The sequence below is a fragment of the Haloarcula laminariae genome, assembly GCF_025457605.1.
GTDB lineage: Archaea > Halobacteriota > Halobacteria > Halobacteriales > Haloarculaceae > Haloarcula > Haloarcula laminariae.
In genome coordinates, this window is the sequence record NZ_JAMZFY010000002.1 from 1,067,803 (window position 1) to 1,086,982 (window position 19,180).

The following is a 19,180-nucleotide window of genomic DNA, read 5'->3' on the forward strand; positions in this document are numbered from 1 at the left end:
GGGGCCCAACCCCGGCCGTGGACGACACTATCGCGTGGCTCCGCGACCGGCCGTACTACGAGGGCCAGATAGTCGACGAGCGGACGGTGCCAGGTCGGGGGGCGACGACCGCCGACTGCGACCTCGACGCGCGGCTCGCCGACGTGCTCGCCGACGAGGGCATCACCGACCTCTACGCCCACCAGACCGCGGCCATCGAGGCGGTTCGCGGCGGCGACAACGCCGTCCTCGCGACAGAGACGGCGAGCGGCAAGAGCCTGGCCTACACCGTCCCCGCCTTCGAGCGGGCGCTGGACCGGCGCGCGACCACGCTCTACGTCGCCCCCCAGGTCGCGCTCATCAACGACCAGACCGGGACGTTATCGGACCTCGCACAGGGGCTGGGTTTTGCCTCCGGCGTCTCGGTCGCCCAGTACACGGGCCGCCAGTCGAAGAGCGAGAAGGAGGCCATCCGCGAGCGCCAGCCGACCGTCCTGCTGACGACGCCGGACATGCTCCACTACGGCATCCTCCCCCACGCCCACCGGCTATGGGACTGGTTCTTCCAGCGCCTGGAGACCGTCGTCATCGACGAGGTCCACGGCTACCGGGGTATCTTCGGGAGCCACGTCTCGCTCGTGATGCGCCGACTCGCCCGCATCGCCGAGCGGTTCGACAGCGACCCCGAGTGGGTCTGTTGCTCCGCCACCATCGGTAACCCCGTCGACCACGCGGCCACCGTCACCGGCCAGCCCGAGAGCTCCTTCGCGCTGGTCGACGAGGACACCTCCGCCAGCGGCCCGCGCCACTGGCTGCTGTGGAACCCGCCCGAGTACGACACCGGGGAGGGGTGGGGGTCCGGCCGCCGCAAGTCCAGCCACGTCGAGACCAAGCGGCTGTTCGTCGACCTCGTCGAGCGGGGCCTGCAAACCGTGGTGTTCGCGGGCTCGCGCCAGACCGCCGAACGCTACGCGGGCGATAGCGCCGACGAACTCCGCTCCCGGGGCCACCACGACCTCGCTGACGGCGTGGGCGCCTATCAGGCCGCGCTGACGAACGAGAAGCGCCGCGAACTCGAATCGCGGCTCCAGTCGGGGGACCTCCGCGGCGTCTGGTCGACCAGCGCGCTGGAACTGGGCGTCGACGTGGGCGGCCTCGACGCCGTCCTCATCGACGGCTACCCCGGCACGCGGATGCGGGCCTTCCAGCAGGCCGGCCGCGCCGGGCGGGGCACCGACCCCGCGCTGGTCGCGCTCGTCGGCGGCGAGGACCAACTCGACCAGTACGTCCTCCGGAACCCGGCGACGCTGTTCGAGAAGCCAGCCGAGCAGGCCGTCACGAACCCCGAGAACGACCAGCTCCTGCCGGACCACGTCCTGGCGGCGGCGGGCGAGAACTGGCTCTCCCCCGACGACGACCGCCACTTCGGGGGGACGTTTCCGGACGTGGTCGCGGACCTCGAATCGGCCGGCAAACTGGATCGCCGGAGCACGGACGAGGGGGTCCGCTGGACCTCCAACGGCCGACCACACCACGACATGAGCCTCCGCACCGTCGACGACCGCGAGGTGAAGCTGGTCGCGAAGGGCGACGTCATCGCGACGCTTCCTTTCGAGGACGCCCTTCGCGACGCCCATCCGGGCGCTATCTACCACCACCAGGGCCGTCGCTACGAGGTGACCGACCTCGACCTCTCGGCCGGCGTCGCCGAGCTCGACCGGACGTGGGCGGACTACTACACGCGCGTGCTCCACGACAAGACCATCACGGTCGAGGCCGACTTGCGCGAGCGGCCGCTGCCGACCCGCGAGGACGTGCCGGTCCGCTTTGCCTCGGTGACGATGCGCAAACAGATCACGGGCTACGAGCGCCGCGACGGCTCCTCGGGCGAGGTGCTGGGACAGCGCCCCCTCGACCTCCCCGAGACCAGCCTGGAGACGAAGGCGATGTACTACACCGTCCCCGACGACCTCCAATCGGAGATTCTGGCGGGGGCGTACGGGGAGGCGGACGAGGCGGCGCCCGGCGGGACCGATGCGGCCACCGACGGGGGCGCGGCGGGCGACTTCCCGGGGGCCATCCACGCCGCCGAACACGCAATGATATCGATGTTCCCATTCGAATACCTCTGTGACCGGGGAGACATCGGCGGGCTCTCAACGCCCGAACACCCCCACACCGGCGAACCGACTATCTTCATCTACGACGGCTACCCCGGCGGTATCGGGCTCAATCGGGCGGCTTACCGCGACGTAGCGCCGCTTATGCAGACGACGCTGTCGATGCTGCACTCCTGTGACTGCGAGTCGGGCTGTCCAGCCTGCGTCCAGTCGCCCCACTGTGGCAACGCCAACGACCCGCTGGACAAGGGCGGCGCGATACACCTGCTCGACGGGCTGTGCTCACCCTGACGGGTCCTCGTCCGGCGCCGCCTCGTGGACCGTCACCTCTCCGGAGAGTTCGGTCCCCGAGTCCTCACTGAGGTCGATACCGGCGGCCCTGCAGGCCTCGTGTGCGTTCCGGATGAACGCCGCCCGGACCGCGGGCACGCGGTTCTTGCGCTCGACGGGGAGCCAGATGCGCGCAATGATGAGCACGGAGCTCGCGGTCAGTTCCTCGACGGCGACGGTCGGTCTGGGCCGCTCGGCGACGTGGTCGAGGTCGCGTGCGACGTTGCGGATGATACCCTGGACCTCGTCGAGGTCCACGCTGTAGTCGACGCCGAACGTGTAGGAGATGCCGACCGGGTCGGTCACCGTCTCGTTGGTCACCGCCGTCGTCGCCAGTTCGCTGTTCGGGACGATGATGCGCTCGTTGTCCAGCGTCCGCACGCGGGTCACGCGCAGGTCGATGTCGACGACCGTCCCCCGGTTGCCGTTCCACTCGATGGTGTCGCCGACGTTGAGGTCGGGGTCGCTGACGATGAACGCGCCGGAGACGAAGTTCCCGAGCACGTCCTGTGCGGCCAGCCCGACGGCGACGGTGATACCGGCCGCGACGAGGGTCGTCCCGGCCAGGCTCCCCCGAAAGCCGGCCGTGCTCGCGCCGACGATGACGCTTCCCACGACGGCCAGCAGGTGGACGCCGCTGACCAGCGCGCTCTGGACGGTCCGGTTGAACTTGGAGCGCTCAAGCCCCCAGCGGACGCCGGGGACGACCAGCAGGCGACCGGCCGCATAGAGGAGCGCCACGACGGCGAGAAACGTGGCGCCGTCCTCGGCGAGCTGTGCGTACACGGAGACGATATCGACACCGGGGGCGCCGGGCAGCTGCATACCGGCCTTTTGCGGCCCCCACACCATGAATCTCGGGCGCCTGCGGCGATTTCGCCGCGGCGCTACGCCCCCGAGAGCCGCTCGAAGGCGGCCCACGAGGGGTCGCTGTCGGGCGCCGACAGCCGCTCGCCGTCGACGAAGACGCCGTCCCCGTCGGTCACCGAGCCCACCACCGCGGCGGCCGTCCCGCGGGCGCGGAGCGCCTCGACGACGCCCGCGCTCGCGTCCGGGTCGACGGCGCACAACAGCGTGCCGGCGCTCGACACCGTCCAGGGGTCGACGTCGATGGCCTCACACACCGCCTCGACGCCCGGGGCGAGCGGCATCCGTTCGGCCTCGATGTCGAACCGCACCCCCGCGCCGCTGGCCATCTCCACCAGCCCGCCAGCGACGCCGCCCTCCGTCGCGTCGTGCATCGCGGTGACACCGCCGGCCTCGAAGGCGGCCCGGGCGTCCGCGACGGCCGCGATGTCGTCGACGCGCTCCTGTGCGGTCGCGACGGTCTCCGGGGACAGCCCGAGCCGTTCGGGGAAGAGCGTGGCGAGCAGGCCCGTGGCCTCCGCGCCCGGACCGGTGGTCACGACGATGTTGTCGCCCGGTGTCGCGCCGTCCGGTCGGACGACGTCGTCGTGGTCCCCGACGCCCAACACGGTGGCCCCGCCGACCCACGAGGTGTCGATGCCTGGATAGCGGGCCGTGTGCCCGGAGACGATGCTCACGCCGAGGCGCTCGGCGTGGTCCGCGAACCCGGTCCAGCACGCTTCGAGGTCGTCGTCGCTCCAGGACGGCGGCAGTGTCAGGCTGACGGCGAGATGCGTCGGCGCGACGCCGGAGACGGCCACGTCGGCCAGGACGACCTCCAGCGCGAACCGGCCGGCCCGTCGCCAGCCGAGTTCGGGCAGCATCGATATCGGGTCGGTCGCGACGACGACGGCCCGGTCGCCGACGTCCAGCACGCCGAAGTCGACGCCGTGGCGCGGCCCGAGCGCCACGTCCCCGCGGCCCGCGCCCAGGTTTGGATAGATGACCTCCTCGAAGACCTCGCGGTCTATCTTCCCGAAGTCGCTCATTGTCGCATGCTCGACCGAGGCCGCCTAAAGCGTCCCGGCTCGCCCGGCGCTCACAGCACCTGCGTGTCGGCCGCGTCGAACCCGAGCGTGACATCGCCCGAGGGCGGCTCCGACGCCGTCGACTTGCACTCGATGCGCCGGCCCCGCCAGCGGCAGTGGACCCGGTAGGCGTCGCCGAGGAACTCGACGGTCTCGACCGTCGCCGCGAGCGTCGTCGCCGTCCCGTCCGCCCCCTCGCTCAGCGTCATCGCCTCCGGGCGGACGGCCACCGTCACCGACTCCCCGGGCGCCACGGCGGCGCCGGCCGGCAGCGGGAGCGTCGCGTCCTCGACGGCCACGCCCTCGCCGTCGGCGGTGACGGTGCCGTCGAAGAGGTTGTTGTCCCCGACGAACTCAGCGACGAAGCGCGAACCGGGCGCCCGGTAGACGGTCTCGGGGGGCGCGACCTGCTCGACCCGGCCGTTCTGCATGACGGCCACCCGGTCGCTGAGCGCCAGCGCCTCGGCCTGGTCGTGAGTGACGTAGACGGTCGTGATGTCGAGCTCCCGCTGGATGGTCTTTATCTGGACCCGGAGGCGCTTGCGGAGCTGGGCGTCCAGCGCCGACAGGGGCTCGTCCAGCAGGAGCACGTCGGGCTCGGGGGCGAGCGCACGCGCCAGCGCGATGCGCTGTTGCTGCCCGCCCGAGAGCTGGTCGGGCGACCGGTCGGCGACGCCGGCGAGGTCGACGAGGTCGAGCAGTTCGGCCACGCGCTCGTCGTCCTCGACTTCGAGGTCGTGAAAGCGCAGGCCGTAGGCGACGTTCTCGCGGACGCTCATGTGCGGGAACAGGGCGTAGTTCTGGAACACCATGCCGACGTTGCGCGCCTCCGGCGGCGCGTCGGTCACGTCGCGGCCGTCGATAGCGACGCGTCCCTCGGCGGTCTCGGTCAGCCCGGCGATGGAGCGAAGCATCGTGGTCTTTCCACAGCCCGACGGGCCGACGAGGGTGAAAAACTCCCCCTCGCCGATGGACAGCGACACGTCCCGGAGCGCCGTCACGCCGTCGAACTCCGCCCGTATCCCCTCGACTTCGACGCCGGGGTCAGTCACTGGGCCCACCCCCTGCCGACGCGGTCGATGAGGACGAAGCTGACGGTCGTCACCGCGAGCAGGACGGTGCCCATCGCCGTCGCGGGCCCGAGGTTCGGCCCGAGCGAGCGGTTGCCGGTGTACCGTTCCAGCGCGACCGGCATCGTGGCGCTGTCGACCCCTTCGGCCAGCAACACCGTGGAGTCGAACTCGCCGACGCTGATGGCGAAGGCGAAGGCCGCCCCCGCGATGAGCGCCGGCACGACGAGCGGGAGCTCGATGTCAAGCAGCGCAGTCGTGCGGTCGGCCCCGAGCGCGCGGGCGGCGTCGACGAGCCGGTCGTCGATGCTCCCCAGTGCCGGCGTGACGTTCCGGGAGACGAACGGGTAGGCCGCGACGGCGTGGGCGGCGACGATGGCGACCGGGCCGGTGACGGTGAGGCGGTAGCCAAAGAGCGTCGTCCCGAAGACGAGCGTCCGGAGCATCCCCAGCCCGAGGACGATGCCGCTGACGGCCAGTGGCGCCGTCAACAGCGCCTCTGAAAGTCGGGAGCCGCGGCTGTCGCGGGTGGCGACGACAGAGACGACGACGCCCATCGGGAGCGCCAGCACGAGCGCCCCGGCGCCGAACAGCAGCGAGTTCGTTATCGCCGGCAGCGGGCGGACCGTCCCCGCGGCCGTCGAGGCCTGCTGGGCGAGCAGGAACTCGTAGTAGCCAAGCGTGAACTGCCCGCCGGGCGTCGTGACGCTCTCGACGACGAGACTCACGAGCGGGCCGACGAAAAGCACCAGCGCGGCGCCCGCGTAGGCGAAAAGCGCCAGCCGCTTCGGGTCGACCAGGGACCGCGGGCCGGCGACGAGCGGTATCCGCGCCCGCCCACGCGACTCGCCGCGCGCGTTCAACTGCGTGGCCTCGAAGCGCAGATAGACGTATATCAGCCCCAGCGAGAGCGCCGTCTCGATGGCCCCCAGCGTCGCCGCCTCGGCGAGAGCCAGGCTCTGGACGCGGGCGAAGAGCCACACCTCCACGGTCGCGAGTTCGAGCCCGCCAAGCGCCAGGACGATGGGGAACGACATGAACGTGAAGACGAACGTCAGCACCGACGCCGTCAACAGCGCCGGGAGCAGCTGTGGCAGTATCACGTCGTAGAAGGCCCGGAACGGCGAGGCCCCGAGAGTGCGCGCGGTCTCGACCCGGGCCGGGTCGACCGACTCCCAGGCGGCCGTCACCAGCCGCGTCACGAGCGGCGCGTTGTAGAAGGCGTGTGCCAGCACGATGATTTCGAGCGTGAACGTCAGCTCGACCGGTCCGAGGCCGGCGGCGCCGAGTACGTCGTTTACCAGCCCCGTCCGGCCGAACATCGCCAGGAAGCCGACGGCGACCATGATGGAGGGGAGGACGAAGGGGAGGATGGTCACCGAGCGGACGAACCGGCGACCGGGGAACTCGAACCGGGCGAGCAGATACGCGCCAGGGAGCCCGACGACGACGCTGGCGACCGTCGAGAGCAGCGCCTGGTAGGCGGTAAAGGCGAACAGCTCGTGGTAGAACGGGTCGCCGACCACCGAGCGGACCGGCGAGAGCGTGAACTGCGCGCCGTCGTACACGGCGCTGAGGAGGACGCTCCCCACGGGGTAGTAGAAGACTGCGACCAGCGCCGCCAGCGTGGCGGCGACGCCGACCGGCAGCAGGCGGCCGTCCCGGAGCGCCATTCAGCTGCTCGCTATCTCCCGGGCCCAGTCCTCTATCCAGCCGTCGACGTTGCCGGCGAGTTCGTCGTAGCCGAACGTGACGGGCTCTGGCGGTTCCAGGGCGTACTTGCCGAAGTCCCCGCCGGGCTCGACGCCCTCGACAGCCGGGAACTGGACGTTACGGACGGCGATTTCGGACTGTGCCTCCTCGGTGAGGACGAACGACATGAACTCGCGGGCCAGCTCGGCGTTGTCGGCGTCGGCGAACTGGGCCATCCCCTCGGGGTTCGCGTACCCCTGGTCGTTGAGGAAGCCGACCTGGTGGCGGGACACGTCCACGTCCTCGCCGTGGTAGTACACCTGGTCCGTGGAGTAGGAGACCACCATCGGCGCCTCCTCGTTCGTGTAGGCGTTGTACGCCGGCTCCCAGTCGGAGAGTATCTGGACCCCGTTGTCCGAGAGACCACGCCAGTAGTCCAGGTAGCTGTCGGGGCCTTTCTCGTGGATGGTCCACAGCAGGAAGGCGCGGCCGGGGTCGGACTGCTGGGCGTTCTGGGCGATAAGGGCGTCCTCGTAGTCCGGCTCAAGTAGCGCATCGAAGGTACCGGGGTTCTCGACCTCGCCCTCGTCGTAGACCAGGCTGATGTAGCCGGTGTCGTAGGGAATCACGCGGCCGTCCGGGTCGAAGTTGAGTTCCGACTTGACCGAGTCGGCGCCCTCGACGTCGGCCGTCGCGAACAGCTGGCCGTCCAGCTGCTCGTCCGCGCGGACGAGCTCGCCCGTGTTCAGCCCGAGGAACATATCGGCCTCGATGGGCGCGCTCTCCGACTTGCGCTGGATGAACTGGTTGAGGCCGTTCTCGGGCGTCCTGAACTCGACCGTCGCGTCGTGTTCGGATTCGAAGTTCGACTTGAGCCAGCTGCCCGCCGACCCGTCGCCGGTAAAGGAGGAGTAGGTCGCGACCGTGAGCGTGTTGTCCGACTGGTTCGGCGTGTTCGTCTGGTTCACGGGTTCGGCGCTACAACCCGCCAGCGCTATAGCCCCCGTCGCGCCGACACCCGAGAGAAACGTTCGTCGCTTCATGTTCCGGTGGTTACACCGAGTAATACTTGAACCCTCGCTTTCCCACTCAAGCGCTCTACGGACTGAATACGGCCAATAGAGCGGTCAGAACCGCCGCTGTCGGAAACGAACATCGAAGCATACTCACTCCGGTCGCAGATTTCAGTCTCCCCGTCCGCCGGGCGGGCTCGCTGTCGTTCACCCGACCCGTTCGTCGAGAATCAACCTCGTCTTCGTACTCACCACGTCGTCCAGCTCCCGGGCCTTCGTGATGAGGTCGTTGACCGCGCCGGTGTCGGCCGCGTCGACGACGACGACGATGTCCTCCTCGCCGGAGACCTGCCAGACGAAATCGACCGCGGGCCACTCGGCGATGTGGTCGGTGACGGCCTCCGTGTCGACGTTGACGTCGACGCCGACCTCTATCATGGACTTGACGTTGCCGGTACGGGTCGCCACGGTGAACCGCTCGATGATGCCGTCGTCGACCAGCCGGTCGACGCGGTTGCGCACCGTCCCCTCGGAGGTCCCCACCTGATCCGCGATCTCCGTGTAGGGCGTGCGGGCGTCCCGCCGGAGTATCGACAGAATTTCCCTGTCCAGTTCGTCCATCGAGATGTGACGGTTCCGCCCCGTCCGACTTGAGGATTACGAAAATCGTAACTCGGCTTCGAAAGCAATCCTTATGGCCGCGAATCCTGTACGCATCTCGTAATGGCTGACGCATACGTGGCGCTGGAGGGTGACCGTGTCATCGAGGCGCGCGCACGCGCTCCGGGTTCGACACGCGGCGAAGTCGTGTTCACAACCGCCTACACCGGGTACGAGGAGAGCCTGACCGACCCGTCCTACGAGGAGCAGATTCTGACGTTCTCCTACCCGCTCATCGGGAACTACGGCGTCCGGGAGGAGCGCTTCGAGGACGACCGCGTCCACCCCCGCGGCGTCGTCGCCCGCGAGCTGACCGACGACGTGGCCGAGTGGCTCGAATCCGAAGGCGTGCCCGCCGTCGACCACCTCGACACCCGCGACATCGTCACCGAAATCCGCGACGAGGGGGCGATGAAATGCGGCATCGCCGCCGGCCCGGACGCGACCGAGCAGGACGCGCTGGACGAGCTCCACCAGTGCAAGCACATGTCCGACCACGTCGACATCGGTGCGCAGGTCTCCGTCGACGAGGTTGAGACCTACAACGAGGGCGGCGACGGCTCGACCGTCGCGCTGGTCGACTGCGGCGCCAAGGGGTCGATAATGAGCTCGCTGGTCGAGCGCGACGCCGTCGTCCACGTCTTCCCCTACGACGCCAGCGAGGCCGACATCGAGGCCGTCGACCCGGACCTCCTCTTTATCTCGAACGGCCCCGGCGACCCGGAGAACTTCGAGCAGGCCGGCGAACTCGTCGAGACCTACGTCGGGGACGTGCCCCTGGCGGGCATCTGCCTCGGCCAGCAGGTCGTCGCCAACGCCCTGGGCGGCGAGACCGAGAAGATGGAGTTCGGTCACCGCGGCGTCAACCAACCCGTGCGTGACCTCCGTACCAACCAGGTCGTCATGACGACCCAGAACCACGGCTACACGGTCGCCGACCCGGGCGACAAGCTCGACGTGACGCAGGTCAACGTCAACGACGACACGCCGGAGGGTCTGGAGAACGACGACTTGGGCATCATCACGCGCCAGTACCACCCCGAGGCGAACCCCGGGCCCCACGACTCGCTTGGCTTCTTCGACGACGTGCTGGGGATGGCCGAGGAGTAGTTGCGCTAAGCGCAGCGAAGCGCAACTGAACCGTCGAACGGCGAGCGTAGCGAGCCGTGAGGAGTAGGAGAGCCCGAGCGTAGCGAGGGGTCTCCGAACAGGCGAGCGGGGAGCGCAGCGACCCGCGAAGAGTAGAAGAGCCCCGAGGGGGCTTCGAGCAGCAAGTGGGATGCGTAGAGAGGGACCTGACCGAGCGGCGCGTAAAGCCGCTCACTCCGACTCGTCGACCGGCAGACCCCGGTACATCACCGTCTGGTCCTCGTCGCCCGTCGTCGTGTCCTCCGACTGCTGTTGGACCGGGCGGCCGCGGTAATGGACGCGGTTTGCGTCGTCGTCGCTGTCTATCTCCTCGGGGTCCTCCTGCTGTCGGTCCTCGATGAACGCCGCCACCGACGCGAGCAGGTCCGCCTCGGTCCCCCGGTTGACCCAGCAGTGGTATATCTTCCGCGGCGTCTTGAGCGCGAGCCGATGGGCGCGGAGACCGGTCTTGTAACTCGCGTCGGCGATGGACTCGTGCGGTATCTCGATGGCCCGGTCGGTCGACCCCTGGCCGACGAGACAGAGCGTCCGCCGACCGGTGACGAGGACCACCGTCTCGTGGTCGCGGGCGGGCGAGACCGTGTTCCGCTTGGAGCCGAGCCCGATACCGCGTTTGGCGTTCGAGAGGACGTACGCGGGCGACTCCGCCGGTTCGAGATACGAGACGGGGGGCTCGTGCAGCGGCGGCGTGGCGAACCGACCCTCGGCGCCGGACAGCAGCGGCGCTGTCACCGAGTCACTGGGGGCGATTTCCGCCAGCGTCTCCGCCCGGTCGTAGGTGGCCCGGTCCGTCATCGCGCTCCAACCCTCTCGGTAGGTCCCTGCGTTCTCACGTACGCGGAGTCGCGTTTGCTTCTAATCATCCTTCTGTATGTAGTGTTATTACTCTCAAAGGACATTATTTGTAGGGAGACGGAGTGAATTGTAGACCGTATGGCGAACAACGGTCGGCCGGGCTCCTGTATCACTTAGCCGTCGCTTTCTCCGCGTCACCGTCCCCGGGGCCGAAGTCCGTATCCAGGGTGACGACGACTTCCGTCCCGTCGCCCGTGTCGGTGAACTCCAGGTCGCCGCCGAGCATCGTCACGCCCCAGGAGGCGACCCAGAGGCCGATGCCGGTCGAGTGCTGTAGCTCCGTCTCCGTCCCGTCCTGTATGGGCGTCAGTTCGTGGGCCTCGATACCCGGCCCATCGTCGCTGATACGGATTTCGAGCGCATCGCCGAGGTCGGCGAGCGCGACGCGGACGTGGGGGCTGTCGGTGTGGTTGTGCGCTACCGCGTTCTCGACGAGCGAGGAGACCACGAGCGTCAGGACTCGCGGGTCCGTTCGGAGCGCCGTCTCCACCCGCTGGTGGATATCGATGTCGACCGTGGCCTCGGGGAACTCCGCTCCGATGTCGGCAGCGGCGTCGGCGACGAGCCGGGAGACGTCGACCGACCGCGTCCGGGTCTGACTCCCGCGTATCCGCTCGAACTCGCGGGCCTTGTCCCCGGTCGCGAGCAGGCGGTCCGCGCTCTCACCGATGGTCGCGGCCGACGCCCTGACTTCCGGGTCGTCGGTCCGCTCGGCGACCATGTCTGCGTGGCCCATGATAACGGTCATCTCGTTGCGGAGGTTGTGGCGGATGACGCGGTTGAGGACGTCCAGACGCTGTTTGCGCTCGTGTTCCTGGGTCACCTCCTGAAGGACGACCGTCCGCCCGACCTCGGTCCCGGCGGGGTCGGTCAGCGCCGCGGTCGCGACGGTGAACTGGCGCTCCCGACCGGCCGACGTGATGGTGACGGACTCCCAACCGCCGTCGGGACCGCTCTCGACCGGGACGATGGCTTCGAACGGGTCGCCCAGGACGGCGCCGCGGTCGAGGTCGAATATCTCGACGGCGGCGTCGTTGACCGTCACCACCCGGTCCGCCCGGTCGAGCGCGAACAGCGGCGTCGGGATGTCGTCGACCGCCGACCGCTCCGCGGCTCGCCGGGTCGTCGGATTGGTTTCGAACATGTCCTTCTCGACGAAGGCGTAGCCGTCGAGCATCAGGTGGAGACAGAACAGCGCCGGCGAGAGAATGAGCTGTGGGTACGGTCCGAACCCGAAGAGCCACGGGAGCGAGCCGGCCGCGGGCGGGACGACGCTGAGCGCGACGGCGATGGCCTCGCCGCGGTAGAGGGGGCCGTAGCTGACGACCGTCTCCACGAGCAACAGCACCCCGACTCCGGCCGATAGCAGCGTGAACACGAGCATCGCGTAGCCGACCGGTTGCAGCGCGTAGCTGGCCGTCGCCAGCCGGAACACCGGGTCGAGGCGAAACCCCGTCCATAGCAACGAGTGGGCGGGGTGGGTGAGCAGGAGCCCCGAGCCGACCACTGGAACCGAGAGCACCGCCAGCCCCGGCCAGTTGCGCGCGAGGGCGGTCCGGCCGGTGTACGCCAGCGCGAACAGCAGAAAGAGCGGCCCGGTCCAGATGCCGCCGACCAGCCACAGCGCGGTCAGATGCTCGCGCAGCGGCAGGTCGGTGACCAGCAGCGCCACCCCGTAGGTCAGACACCAGAGGCTCACGGCGAGCACTGACGCGATGAACCACGGGACGCCCGGGCTCTCTCTGTGACGGTAGAGGTAGCCCGCCAGCGCGAGCGCACCGACACCGGCGCTGACCGAACTGCCGACCACCAGTCCCCCGATACCAACGAGCAAGCTTCTGTATACTTAGTGTGACTACGTTATAGCCGTTTTGTAATGAATCTGAGAAAGAACGTAACCGGGCGTCCCGCTACTGCCTGCGGTCACAACTCCGTTCCGAGGGCCGTGTCACAGGCCCCATCACCGGTGGTCCGTCCCGCTATTCGCTGCCCCAGTCGCGCGTCGTCTTCGGGCGCTCGCTGATGGCCTGTACCGCCAGGGGCTGGTCCGCGGAGTTGATGGCTTCCAGCGCCGCCTCGGTGCTCTCGCGGGTCGAGAAGTAGGTGACCGTCTCCTCGACACACGCTTCGAGCACATCGCGGTCGCGGGAGGCCACCAGGTCGATTTCGTCGGCCTGGATGGCCTCGACGACCGCGTCGGTGTCCTCGAAGTCGTCGAGGTCCACCACGTCGAAGTGGTCCTCGTAGCCACGCACGCCGAAGTCGACCAGCGCGGTCCCCTCCAGCGGGATGTCCTTCCCGACGCACATCTGTGCCTTCTGGTAGGCCTTGCCGAAGGAACCGGCGGTGCCCATGACCTCGCCGGTCGATTTCATCTCCGGGCCGAGACGCGGGTCCGAGCCCGGCAGGCGGTCGAACGGCAGGACGACCTCCTTGACCGAGACCTGCTCGGGAATCTGTTCCTCGATGTCCATCTCGGCCAGGCTCTCGCCCGCCATCACGCGGGCGGCGATTCGGGCGATGGGGACGCCGGTGGTCTTCGAGATGAACGGCACCGTACGCGAGGAGCGCGGGTTCGCCTCCAGGACGTACACCTCGCCGTCACGCACAGCGAGCTGGACGTTCAGCAGGCCGACGGTGTCGAGCGCCTCGGCGATGTCCTCGGTGACCTCGCGGATGCGGGGCATCACGTCCTTTATCTCCTGGGAGCGGGGCGGAATCATGCACGCCGAGTCGCCGGAGTGGACGCCGGCGGTCTCGACGTGTTCCATGACGCCGCCGATGAGCACGTCGTCCTCGTCGGCGACGGCGTCGACGTCCAGTTCGACCGCGTCGGCGAGGAACTCGTCGACCAGGATCGGCTTGTCCGGGGAGACGCGCACGGCCTCCTCGATGTAGGTTTCGAGGTCGTCGTCGTTGTAGACGACGTCCATCGCGCGGCCACCGAGGACGTACGAGGGACGCACCAGCACGGGGTAACCGATGTCGTGAGCGAGGTCGAGCGCCTCTTCCTTGCTTGTCGCCGTCCCGCCCTCGGCCTGCGCGATGCCGAGGTCCTCCATCAGCTTGTTGAAGCGGTCGCGGTCCTCGGCGAGGTCCATCGCCTCGACCGAGGTCCCGAGAATCTCGCAGTCCAGCCCGCGGCGCTCCAGTTCGTCCTCCAGGGGCGCGCCGATGTCGACGGAGGTCTGGCCGCCGAACTGGACCATCACGCCGTCGGCGCCGGTGGATTCGGCCACGTCGGCCACTTCCTCGGCGGTGACGGGCTCGAAGAACAGCCCGTCGGAGGTGTCGTAGTCCGTCGACACCGTCTCGGGGTTGTTGTTGACGACGTGGGCGTCGATGCCCATCGCCTCCAGGGCCTGGACCGCGTGGACCGAACAGTAGTCGAACTCGACGCCCTGGCCGATGCGGATGGGGCCGCCGCCGACCACGACGACGCTCTCGACCTCGGGGTCGACGAGTAGCTCGTTGCGGTCGATGCCCGAGATGGGGTCCCGCGTCGAGTAGTAGTACGGCGTCGTCGCCTCGAACTCGCCGGCGCAGGTGTCGACGAGCTTGTAGTCCCGATGGACGGTCTCGCTCTCGACGTCCTCGATTTGCACACCGCTTCCGTCGGTCGCGGCCTCGATGTCGGCCGCGCCGCCGTCCTCGGCGTCCAGCCCGGCCGGGAGCCAGGAGACGTGGGTGTCGTTGAACTCGCCGCCCGCGAGCGCGGTTATCTCCTGGTCTGTGAAGCCGGCCGCGGCGGCGGTCTCGTAGTCGCCCGCGATGGCGGCTTCGGCGGCGTCGGCGACCTCCTCGAACCGCTCGACGTACCACTCGTGGATGTCGGTCAGGTCGACGATTTCCTCGACCGTGTAGCCGCGGAGGAACGCCTCGAAGATGGCGTAGGGACGGTCGGGGGAGGGACGGACCAGATACTCCGATTCGAGTTCGTCGTCGGGGACCGTCTCGAAGTCCACGGCAGGCGTGTACTCAGAGGAGCGCAGTGCCTTGAGGAGGGACTCGGGGAAGGTCCGGCCGATGGACATCGCCTCGCCCGTCGACTTCATGGCCGTCGACAGCTCGAAGTCGGTATCGGTGAACTTGTCGATGGGCCAGCGGGGAACCTTCGTGACGATGTAGTCGATGGCTGGCTCGAAGGCGGCGGTGGTCTCGCCGGTAATCTCGTTCTCGATTTCGTGGAGGCGCTTGCCCAGGGCGACCTTCGCGGTCACGCGAGCGATGGGGTAGCCGGTCGCCTTCGAGGCCAGCGCCGAGGAGCGGGAGACGCGGGGGTTGACCTCGACGACGCGGTACTCGCCGCCGGGCGTCCCGTCGTCGCGCCAGGCGTGCTGGATGTTACAGCCGCCCTGGATGCCCAGTTCGCGGATGACCTTCAGCGCGGAGTCGCGCATCTGCTGGTGGCCCTCGTCGGGGATGACCTGCGAGGGCGTGACGACCGTCGACTCCCCGGTGTGGATGCCCATCGGGTCGATGTTCTCCATGTTGCAGATGATGATACAGGAGTCGTCGGCGTCGCGCATGACCTCGTACTCCAGTTCGACCCAGCCGGAGATGGACTCGGTGATGAGAACCTCGCTGTTGCGCGAGAGGCGAAGCCCCTTGCGGACGCGCTCGACCAGTTCCTCGAACTCGTCGACGACGCCTGAGCCGGAGCCGCCGAGCGTGTAGGTGGTGCGGGCGATGACCGGGAGGCCGCCGACCTCGTCGACGGCGTCCTGAACGCGCCCGCGGAACGCCTCCTCGTCGAAGTCCGTCACGGACTCGTCCTCGTCGAGCGAGATAGTCGTCGAGGCGGGGACCGGCTCGTCGATCTTCTCCATGCGCTGGCGGAACAGGTCGCGGTCCTCGGTCGCGTAGATGGTGTCAAGCGGCGTCCCCATCACGTCGACGTCGAACTCGTCGAGGACGCCCTCCTCGGCGAGTTCGGCGGTGACGTTGAGGCCGGTCTGGCCGCCCAGGCCGGCGATGACCCCGTCCGGGTTCTCCTTCCGGATGATCTCGGTGATGGCCTCGGTGTTGATGGGTTCGAGGTACACCTTGTCGGCCATGTCCGGGTCGGTCATGATGGTCGCCGGGTTGGAGTTGACCAGTACCACGCGCGCGCCCTCCTCCTGGAGCGCCCGACAGGCCTGGGCGCCGGAGTAGTCGAATTCGGCCGCCTGGCCGATCTTGATGGGGCCGCTCCCGATAAGCAGGATTGTGCGGTCTTCCTCGGCTGTCATTACCCGATTCGAACCTACACATCGTAATAAGCCCGGCGAAACGGTACGCTTCTCGAAGCTCGATTTCGAATATCGTAATGCCAGGGGCTCACACGGGGGTCCCTCCCACCCCTACTGGCTCTCGCCGGTGACGTCGTAGCGGTAGGGCTGGTCCCGGATGACCTCGACTTCGCCGGTCTGGGCTCGCCGCCCGAGTACCGTGGCGATCCGGTGGGCGCTGTCGAACTCCTCGTCGTGGTCCTCCAGCAACTCCAGAATCTCGCGGGCCGTCAGGGGACCGTCTGTGTCGGCCTCGGCAAGCACCGACCGGATGCGCTCGAACTCGCCGTGGCGGATGGCCATATCCACATTCAGTAGCCGAAACCCCATATAACACCGTCAGACTGGTGTCTGACGCCGATTTAGGCGAAATCGGGGGACGGCGACGGGACCCGTTCTGCAAGTGGTTGTCATACGTCGTCGGCACACACGTCAAACACCGGTCGGGTAGTTACCACGCCGGAGAGCGACGTATGGCCTTATTTTTCAGGGATGGGCTCCGGGTGCGCTTGCTTCACACCGCCGAGTCGTGTTCGTCCTCGAAGCACCGAAGACGAGCATAGCGAGTCTTCGAGGTCTCACTCGTTTCACTCGTGAGACTCCCGCTGGAACGTCTCGTCCGAACACGACTCAGACCGCCGAGTCGTGTTCGTCCTCGAAGTACCGGTGAGCAAGCTCACCGTTGTCCCACTCGCCGGGCTCGCGGGTCGCCGCCTGCTCGCCGCTCGTGGGACTCCCGGGGGATTTCTCGTCCTCGACGATTCACACCGCCGAATCGTGCTCGTCCTCGAAATCCCGCTGTGCGCGGTACTGGTCCACGAACTCCTGTATGTCGAACTCAAGCATCTGGGCCTCGAACTCCGCGGCCATCTCGTCGTCCTCGGCGTGGGAGACGGCGTGGTCCATCAGGTCGACGATGAGCTCGACGACGATTTCGTGGAGCCTGCGGGCGTCGAAGTCGGTCACCCAGGCCATAGAGAAGCCGACCGCGCCGTCCTCCGTCGCGTCGGCGACGGCGACTTTCTCGGGGAACTCCTCGATGACGACCCCCATGAGGTGGGCCATCGTGAACTCGTCGTGGTCGTCGGCCGGCTCGATGGTCTCGGTGAGCACCTGCTCCAGGAACTCGGGGACGAAGCGGGCGAGCGGGTGCATGTCCAGCACGACGGCGTGGCTCGCCCCGCAGGCGCAGTCGTACTCGCGCATCCCCAGGTCGAGGTCGTCGTGGGTACTGATGACCTCGCTACAGGGGAGTTCGAGCTCGGACTCGCGGCCGCCGGGCACGCGCGGTTCTGCCATTACTCCGAGTTGTCCACTCGCGGGGTTAAAGTCCGCGATACGGCCCGGTCAGGCGGCCGACTCGCGGGCGCTGGTACGGACCTGGAGGTAGGCGTCCGTGACGACGGCGATGCCGAGCGTCTGGAAGACGGCCCCCAGCACCGTCGACAGCAGGCGGGTCAGAACGGTCACGGGGAGGCCCGCGACGGCAGCGTCTCCGCCGGCCAGTCCCGCGACCAGACTCGGGAGGCCGCCGACCAGTCCGAAGAGCCCGAGCACGACCAGCAGAATCACGATGGAGGCGGGGTCGTCCATGAACCGCGCGAAACTGTTCCGCACCGTCTCGCCGTAGCCGCCGTCGTTCAGGGCTATCTCCTGGCGGAGGTAGACGAAGACGGTCAGCAACACCAGACCGGCCAGCGGCCCGACTATCGACCCGACGAGCGTCGTCGCCACGCCGCCGAGCTGGCCGACGACCGGGAGGACGGACTGAAACAGCAGCGTCGTCAGCGCGACCGCCCCGCCCAGTCCGACCGCCATGACGGCCCGGTCGCCGAACGCGTCCGTCTCCGTCTCCGCCGGACCGGCAAAGGACCGTATCGCCCAGTAGCGGACCAGCTCGCCGGCCAGCGCGACGAGGACGACCAGCACGACGGCCGCCGGGAGTCCGACGCCCAGCGCGAACGGCGACCCGCCGAAGGAATCAACCATGGCACGCTGTTCGGCCGTGTACGCCCCGCTCTCGAACACCAGCGTCAGCAGCTCCGCGGAGAGGCTCTCGTCGGCGACGAGCGAACCGAGGCTGTACAGGAGAAAGACCGACCCGACGAGGAGGCCGTCCTCCCCGGTGAGGTCGTCGATACCGCTCCGGAGGGCGTCACCGATGTCCAGGGACATATTTCCGACTGTTCGTCACTGGACAATAAAAGCCACCGCTCGAAACGCGCCGCGCCGGGCGTTTACGGCCAGTCGTCGCGCTGTTCGTCCCCGTCGTTGGCCGTCGCCTCGGGGGCCTGGGGCTCGCCCAGCTCCCAGTCGGCCGCCTCGGCGGCGTCCGTGACCGGGAGGAACTCCCAGCCGGCCGTCTCGGCCAGCTCGGCGTCGGCCTCGCCGGCGCCGACGAAGACGTGCCGGTCGGTGTCGAACTGCTCTTTGACGTTCTCCAGACTCTCCTGGCGGCCGCGCGGCCCGGAGAAGAAGTCCTGTCTGATGCGGTGTTTACGCGTGAAGTTCGTCACGACGTAGGTGGGCTGTTCGGAGATGACGCCGACGTACTCGGACCACTGGCGCGCGTCGGTGAACACGCTGTCGGGGTAGGCCAGCTCCTTGAGGGCGTCGAGGTCGAACGCGAGTGTCATGTCGCCGCTGCCACCGTCCATAGCGGTAGTTCCGCCCCGTATCGAAAAAAGGGCGTCGTTCCCGTTCGGGGTCGCCGGCGGCACTAGTCGTCCAGGTGACTCGTGTCGCCGGAGAACGCCAGCCGCCAGTCGTCCCCGACCAGGAGCGTAAGCCCACACGGCGGCACGCTGACGCCCGACCCGACGACGCTACCGCCGGCGCCGGTCCTGTTCGTCCAGCATCTCGGCTTTCGCCTGTATCTGGGCCATCTCGCGGGCGGCCTCCCCGCGGCCGCCGTCGGGCCCGTGGCTGTAGTTGACCGACCAGTCAAGCATGGAGCCGGCGAACCCGCCGCTCGCGCCGTTCTCAGCGTCGCCGGAACCGCCACTGGCGACGTGCTCCCGGAGCCGTCGGTACAGGCGCCCAATCATATGTGGTATTTCCGAACGAAAACGCAAAAAGATGGCGGGAAGTTAGAAACATACGCCAAAA

16 protein-coding genes are annotated in these 19,180 nt (G+C 68.5%); 2 read left to right on the forward strand and 14 right to left on the reverse strand.

Features of this window, described 5'->3' with window-relative positions; all coding sequences use genetic code 11:
- Positions 1–17: 17 nt before the first annotated feature.
- A complete protein-coding gene (locus NJQ98_RS17150; protein WP_262180905.1) occupies positions 18–2,390 on the forward strand; it encodes a DEAD/DEAH box helicase in 2,373 nt (790 codons plus the stop codon).
- On the opposite strand, the gene NJQ98_RS17155 is transcribed toward NJQ98_RS17150, so the two are convergent.
- The 6 genes from NJQ98_RS17155 to NJQ98_RS17180 all read right to left on the reverse strand — a co-directional run bounded on the left by NJQ98_RS17155 (position 2,382) and on the right by NJQ98_RS17180 (position 8,759).
- Complete coding sequence (locus NJQ98_RS17155) at positions 2,382–3,254, reverse strand: mechanosensitive ion channel family protein (RefSeq protein ID WP_262180907.1); 873 nt, start codon at positions 3,252–3,254, stop codon at positions 2,382–2,384. The two genes, NJQ98_RS17150 and NJQ98_RS17155, sit on opposite strands and share 9 nt — an antisense overlap.
- 62 nt (positions 3,255–3,316) lie before the next feature.
- On the reverse strand, positions 3,317–4,324 hold the full coding sequence (locus NJQ98_RS17160) for an AIR synthase family protein (protein ID WP_262180908.1): 1,008 nt from the start codon (positions 4,322–4,324) through the stop codon (positions 3,317–3,319).
- Between the two features lie 50 nt (positions 4,325–4,374).
- Positions 4,375–5,415 (reverse strand): ABC transporter ATP-binding protein, encoded by a 1,041-nt coding sequence (locus tag NJQ98_RS17165; protein WP_262180910.1) that lies wholly within the window; start codon positions 5,413–5,415, stop codon positions 4,375–4,377.
- A complete protein-coding gene (locus NJQ98_RS17170) occupies positions 5,412–7,106 on the reverse strand; it encodes an ABC transporter permease (RefSeq protein WP_262180912.1) in 1,695 nt (564 codons plus the stop codon). The genes NJQ98_RS17165 and NJQ98_RS17170 overlap by 4 nt, the downstream gene beginning before the upstream one ends.
- Positions 7,107–8,168, reverse strand: a complete 1,062-nt coding sequence (locus NJQ98_RS17175; protein ID WP_262180913.1) for a thiamine ABC transporter substrate-binding protein — start codon at positions 8,166–8,168, stop codon at positions 7,107–7,109.
- 177 nt (positions 8,169–8,345) lie between these two features.
- Positions 8,346–8,759, reverse strand: a complete 414-nt coding sequence (locus NJQ98_RS17180; RefSeq protein ID WP_262180915.1) for an Lrp/AsnC family transcriptional regulator — start codon at positions 8,757–8,759, stop codon at positions 8,346–8,348.
- 102 nt (positions 8,760–8,861) lie between these two features.
- Here NJQ98_RS17180 and carA point away from each other — a divergent pair, with 102 nt between their 5' ends.
- Positions 8,862–9,908, forward strand: coding sequence for a glutamine-hydrolyzing carbamoyl-phosphate synthase small subunit (gene carA / locus NJQ98_RS17185; protein WP_262180917.1), 1,047 nt, complete (start codon positions 8,862–8,864; stop codon positions 9,906–9,908).
- A 210-nt stretch (positions 9,909–10,118) separates the two neighbouring features.
- Here carA and NJQ98_RS17190 read toward each other — a convergent pair whose 3' ends face one another.
- The 8 genes from NJQ98_RS17190 to NJQ98_RS17225 form a co-directional block, all read right to left on the reverse strand.
- Positions 10,119–10,742 (reverse strand): hypothetical protein, encoded by a 624-nt coding sequence (locus tag NJQ98_RS17190; protein WP_262180919.1) that lies wholly within the window; start codon positions 10,740–10,742, stop codon positions 10,119–10,121.
- A gap of 169 nt (positions 10,743–10,911) precedes the next feature.
- Positions 10,912–12,636 (reverse strand): histidine kinase N-terminal 7TM domain-containing protein, encoded by a 1,725-nt coding sequence (locus tag NJQ98_RS17195; RefSeq protein WP_262180920.1) that lies wholly within the window; start codon positions 12,634–12,636, stop codon positions 10,912–10,914.
- A gap of 145 nt (positions 12,637–12,781) precedes the next feature.
- A complete protein-coding gene (carB, locus tag NJQ98_RS17200; protein WP_262180922.1) occupies positions 12,782–16,033 on the reverse strand; it encodes a carbamoyl-phosphate synthase large subunit in 3,252 nt (1,083 codons plus the stop codon).
- 111 nt (positions 16,034–16,144) lie between these two features.
- The gene (locus NJQ98_RS17205) at positions 16,145–16,375 is read right to left on the reverse strand and encodes a hypothetical protein (RefSeq protein WP_262180924.1); all 231 of its coding nucleotides are present in this window, start codon (positions 16,373–16,375) and stop codon (positions 16,145–16,147) included.
- Positions 16,376–16,834: 459 nt separating this feature from the next.
- Positions 16,835–17,371, reverse strand: a complete 537-nt coding sequence (locus NJQ98_RS17210) for a DUF5815 family protein (protein WP_262180926.1) — start codon at positions 17,369–17,371, stop codon at positions 16,835–16,837.
- Positions 17,372–17,419: 48 nt separating this feature from the next.
- Positions 17,420–18,247 carry a hypothetical protein gene (locus NJQ98_RS17215; RefSeq protein ID WP_262180928.1) on the reverse strand — a complete coding sequence of 276 codons (828 nt, stop codon included), beginning with the start codon at positions 18,245–18,247 and terminating at the stop codon, positions 17,420–17,422.
- 62 nt (positions 18,248–18,309) lie between these two features.
- Positions 18,310–18,729 carry a DUF7124 domain-containing protein gene (locus NJQ98_RS17220; protein WP_262180930.1) on the reverse strand — a complete coding sequence of 140 codons (420 nt, stop codon included), beginning with the start codon at positions 18,727–18,729 and terminating at the stop codon, positions 18,310–18,312.
- A 168-nt stretch (positions 18,730–18,897) separates the two neighbouring features.
- Positions 18,898–19,119: a hypothetical protein gene (locus tag NJQ98_RS17225; protein WP_262180932.1), complete on the reverse strand. Its 222-nt coding sequence runs from the start codon at positions 19,117–19,119 to the stop codon at positions 18,898–18,900.
- Between the last annotated feature and the right edge of the window lie 61 nt (positions 19,120–19,180).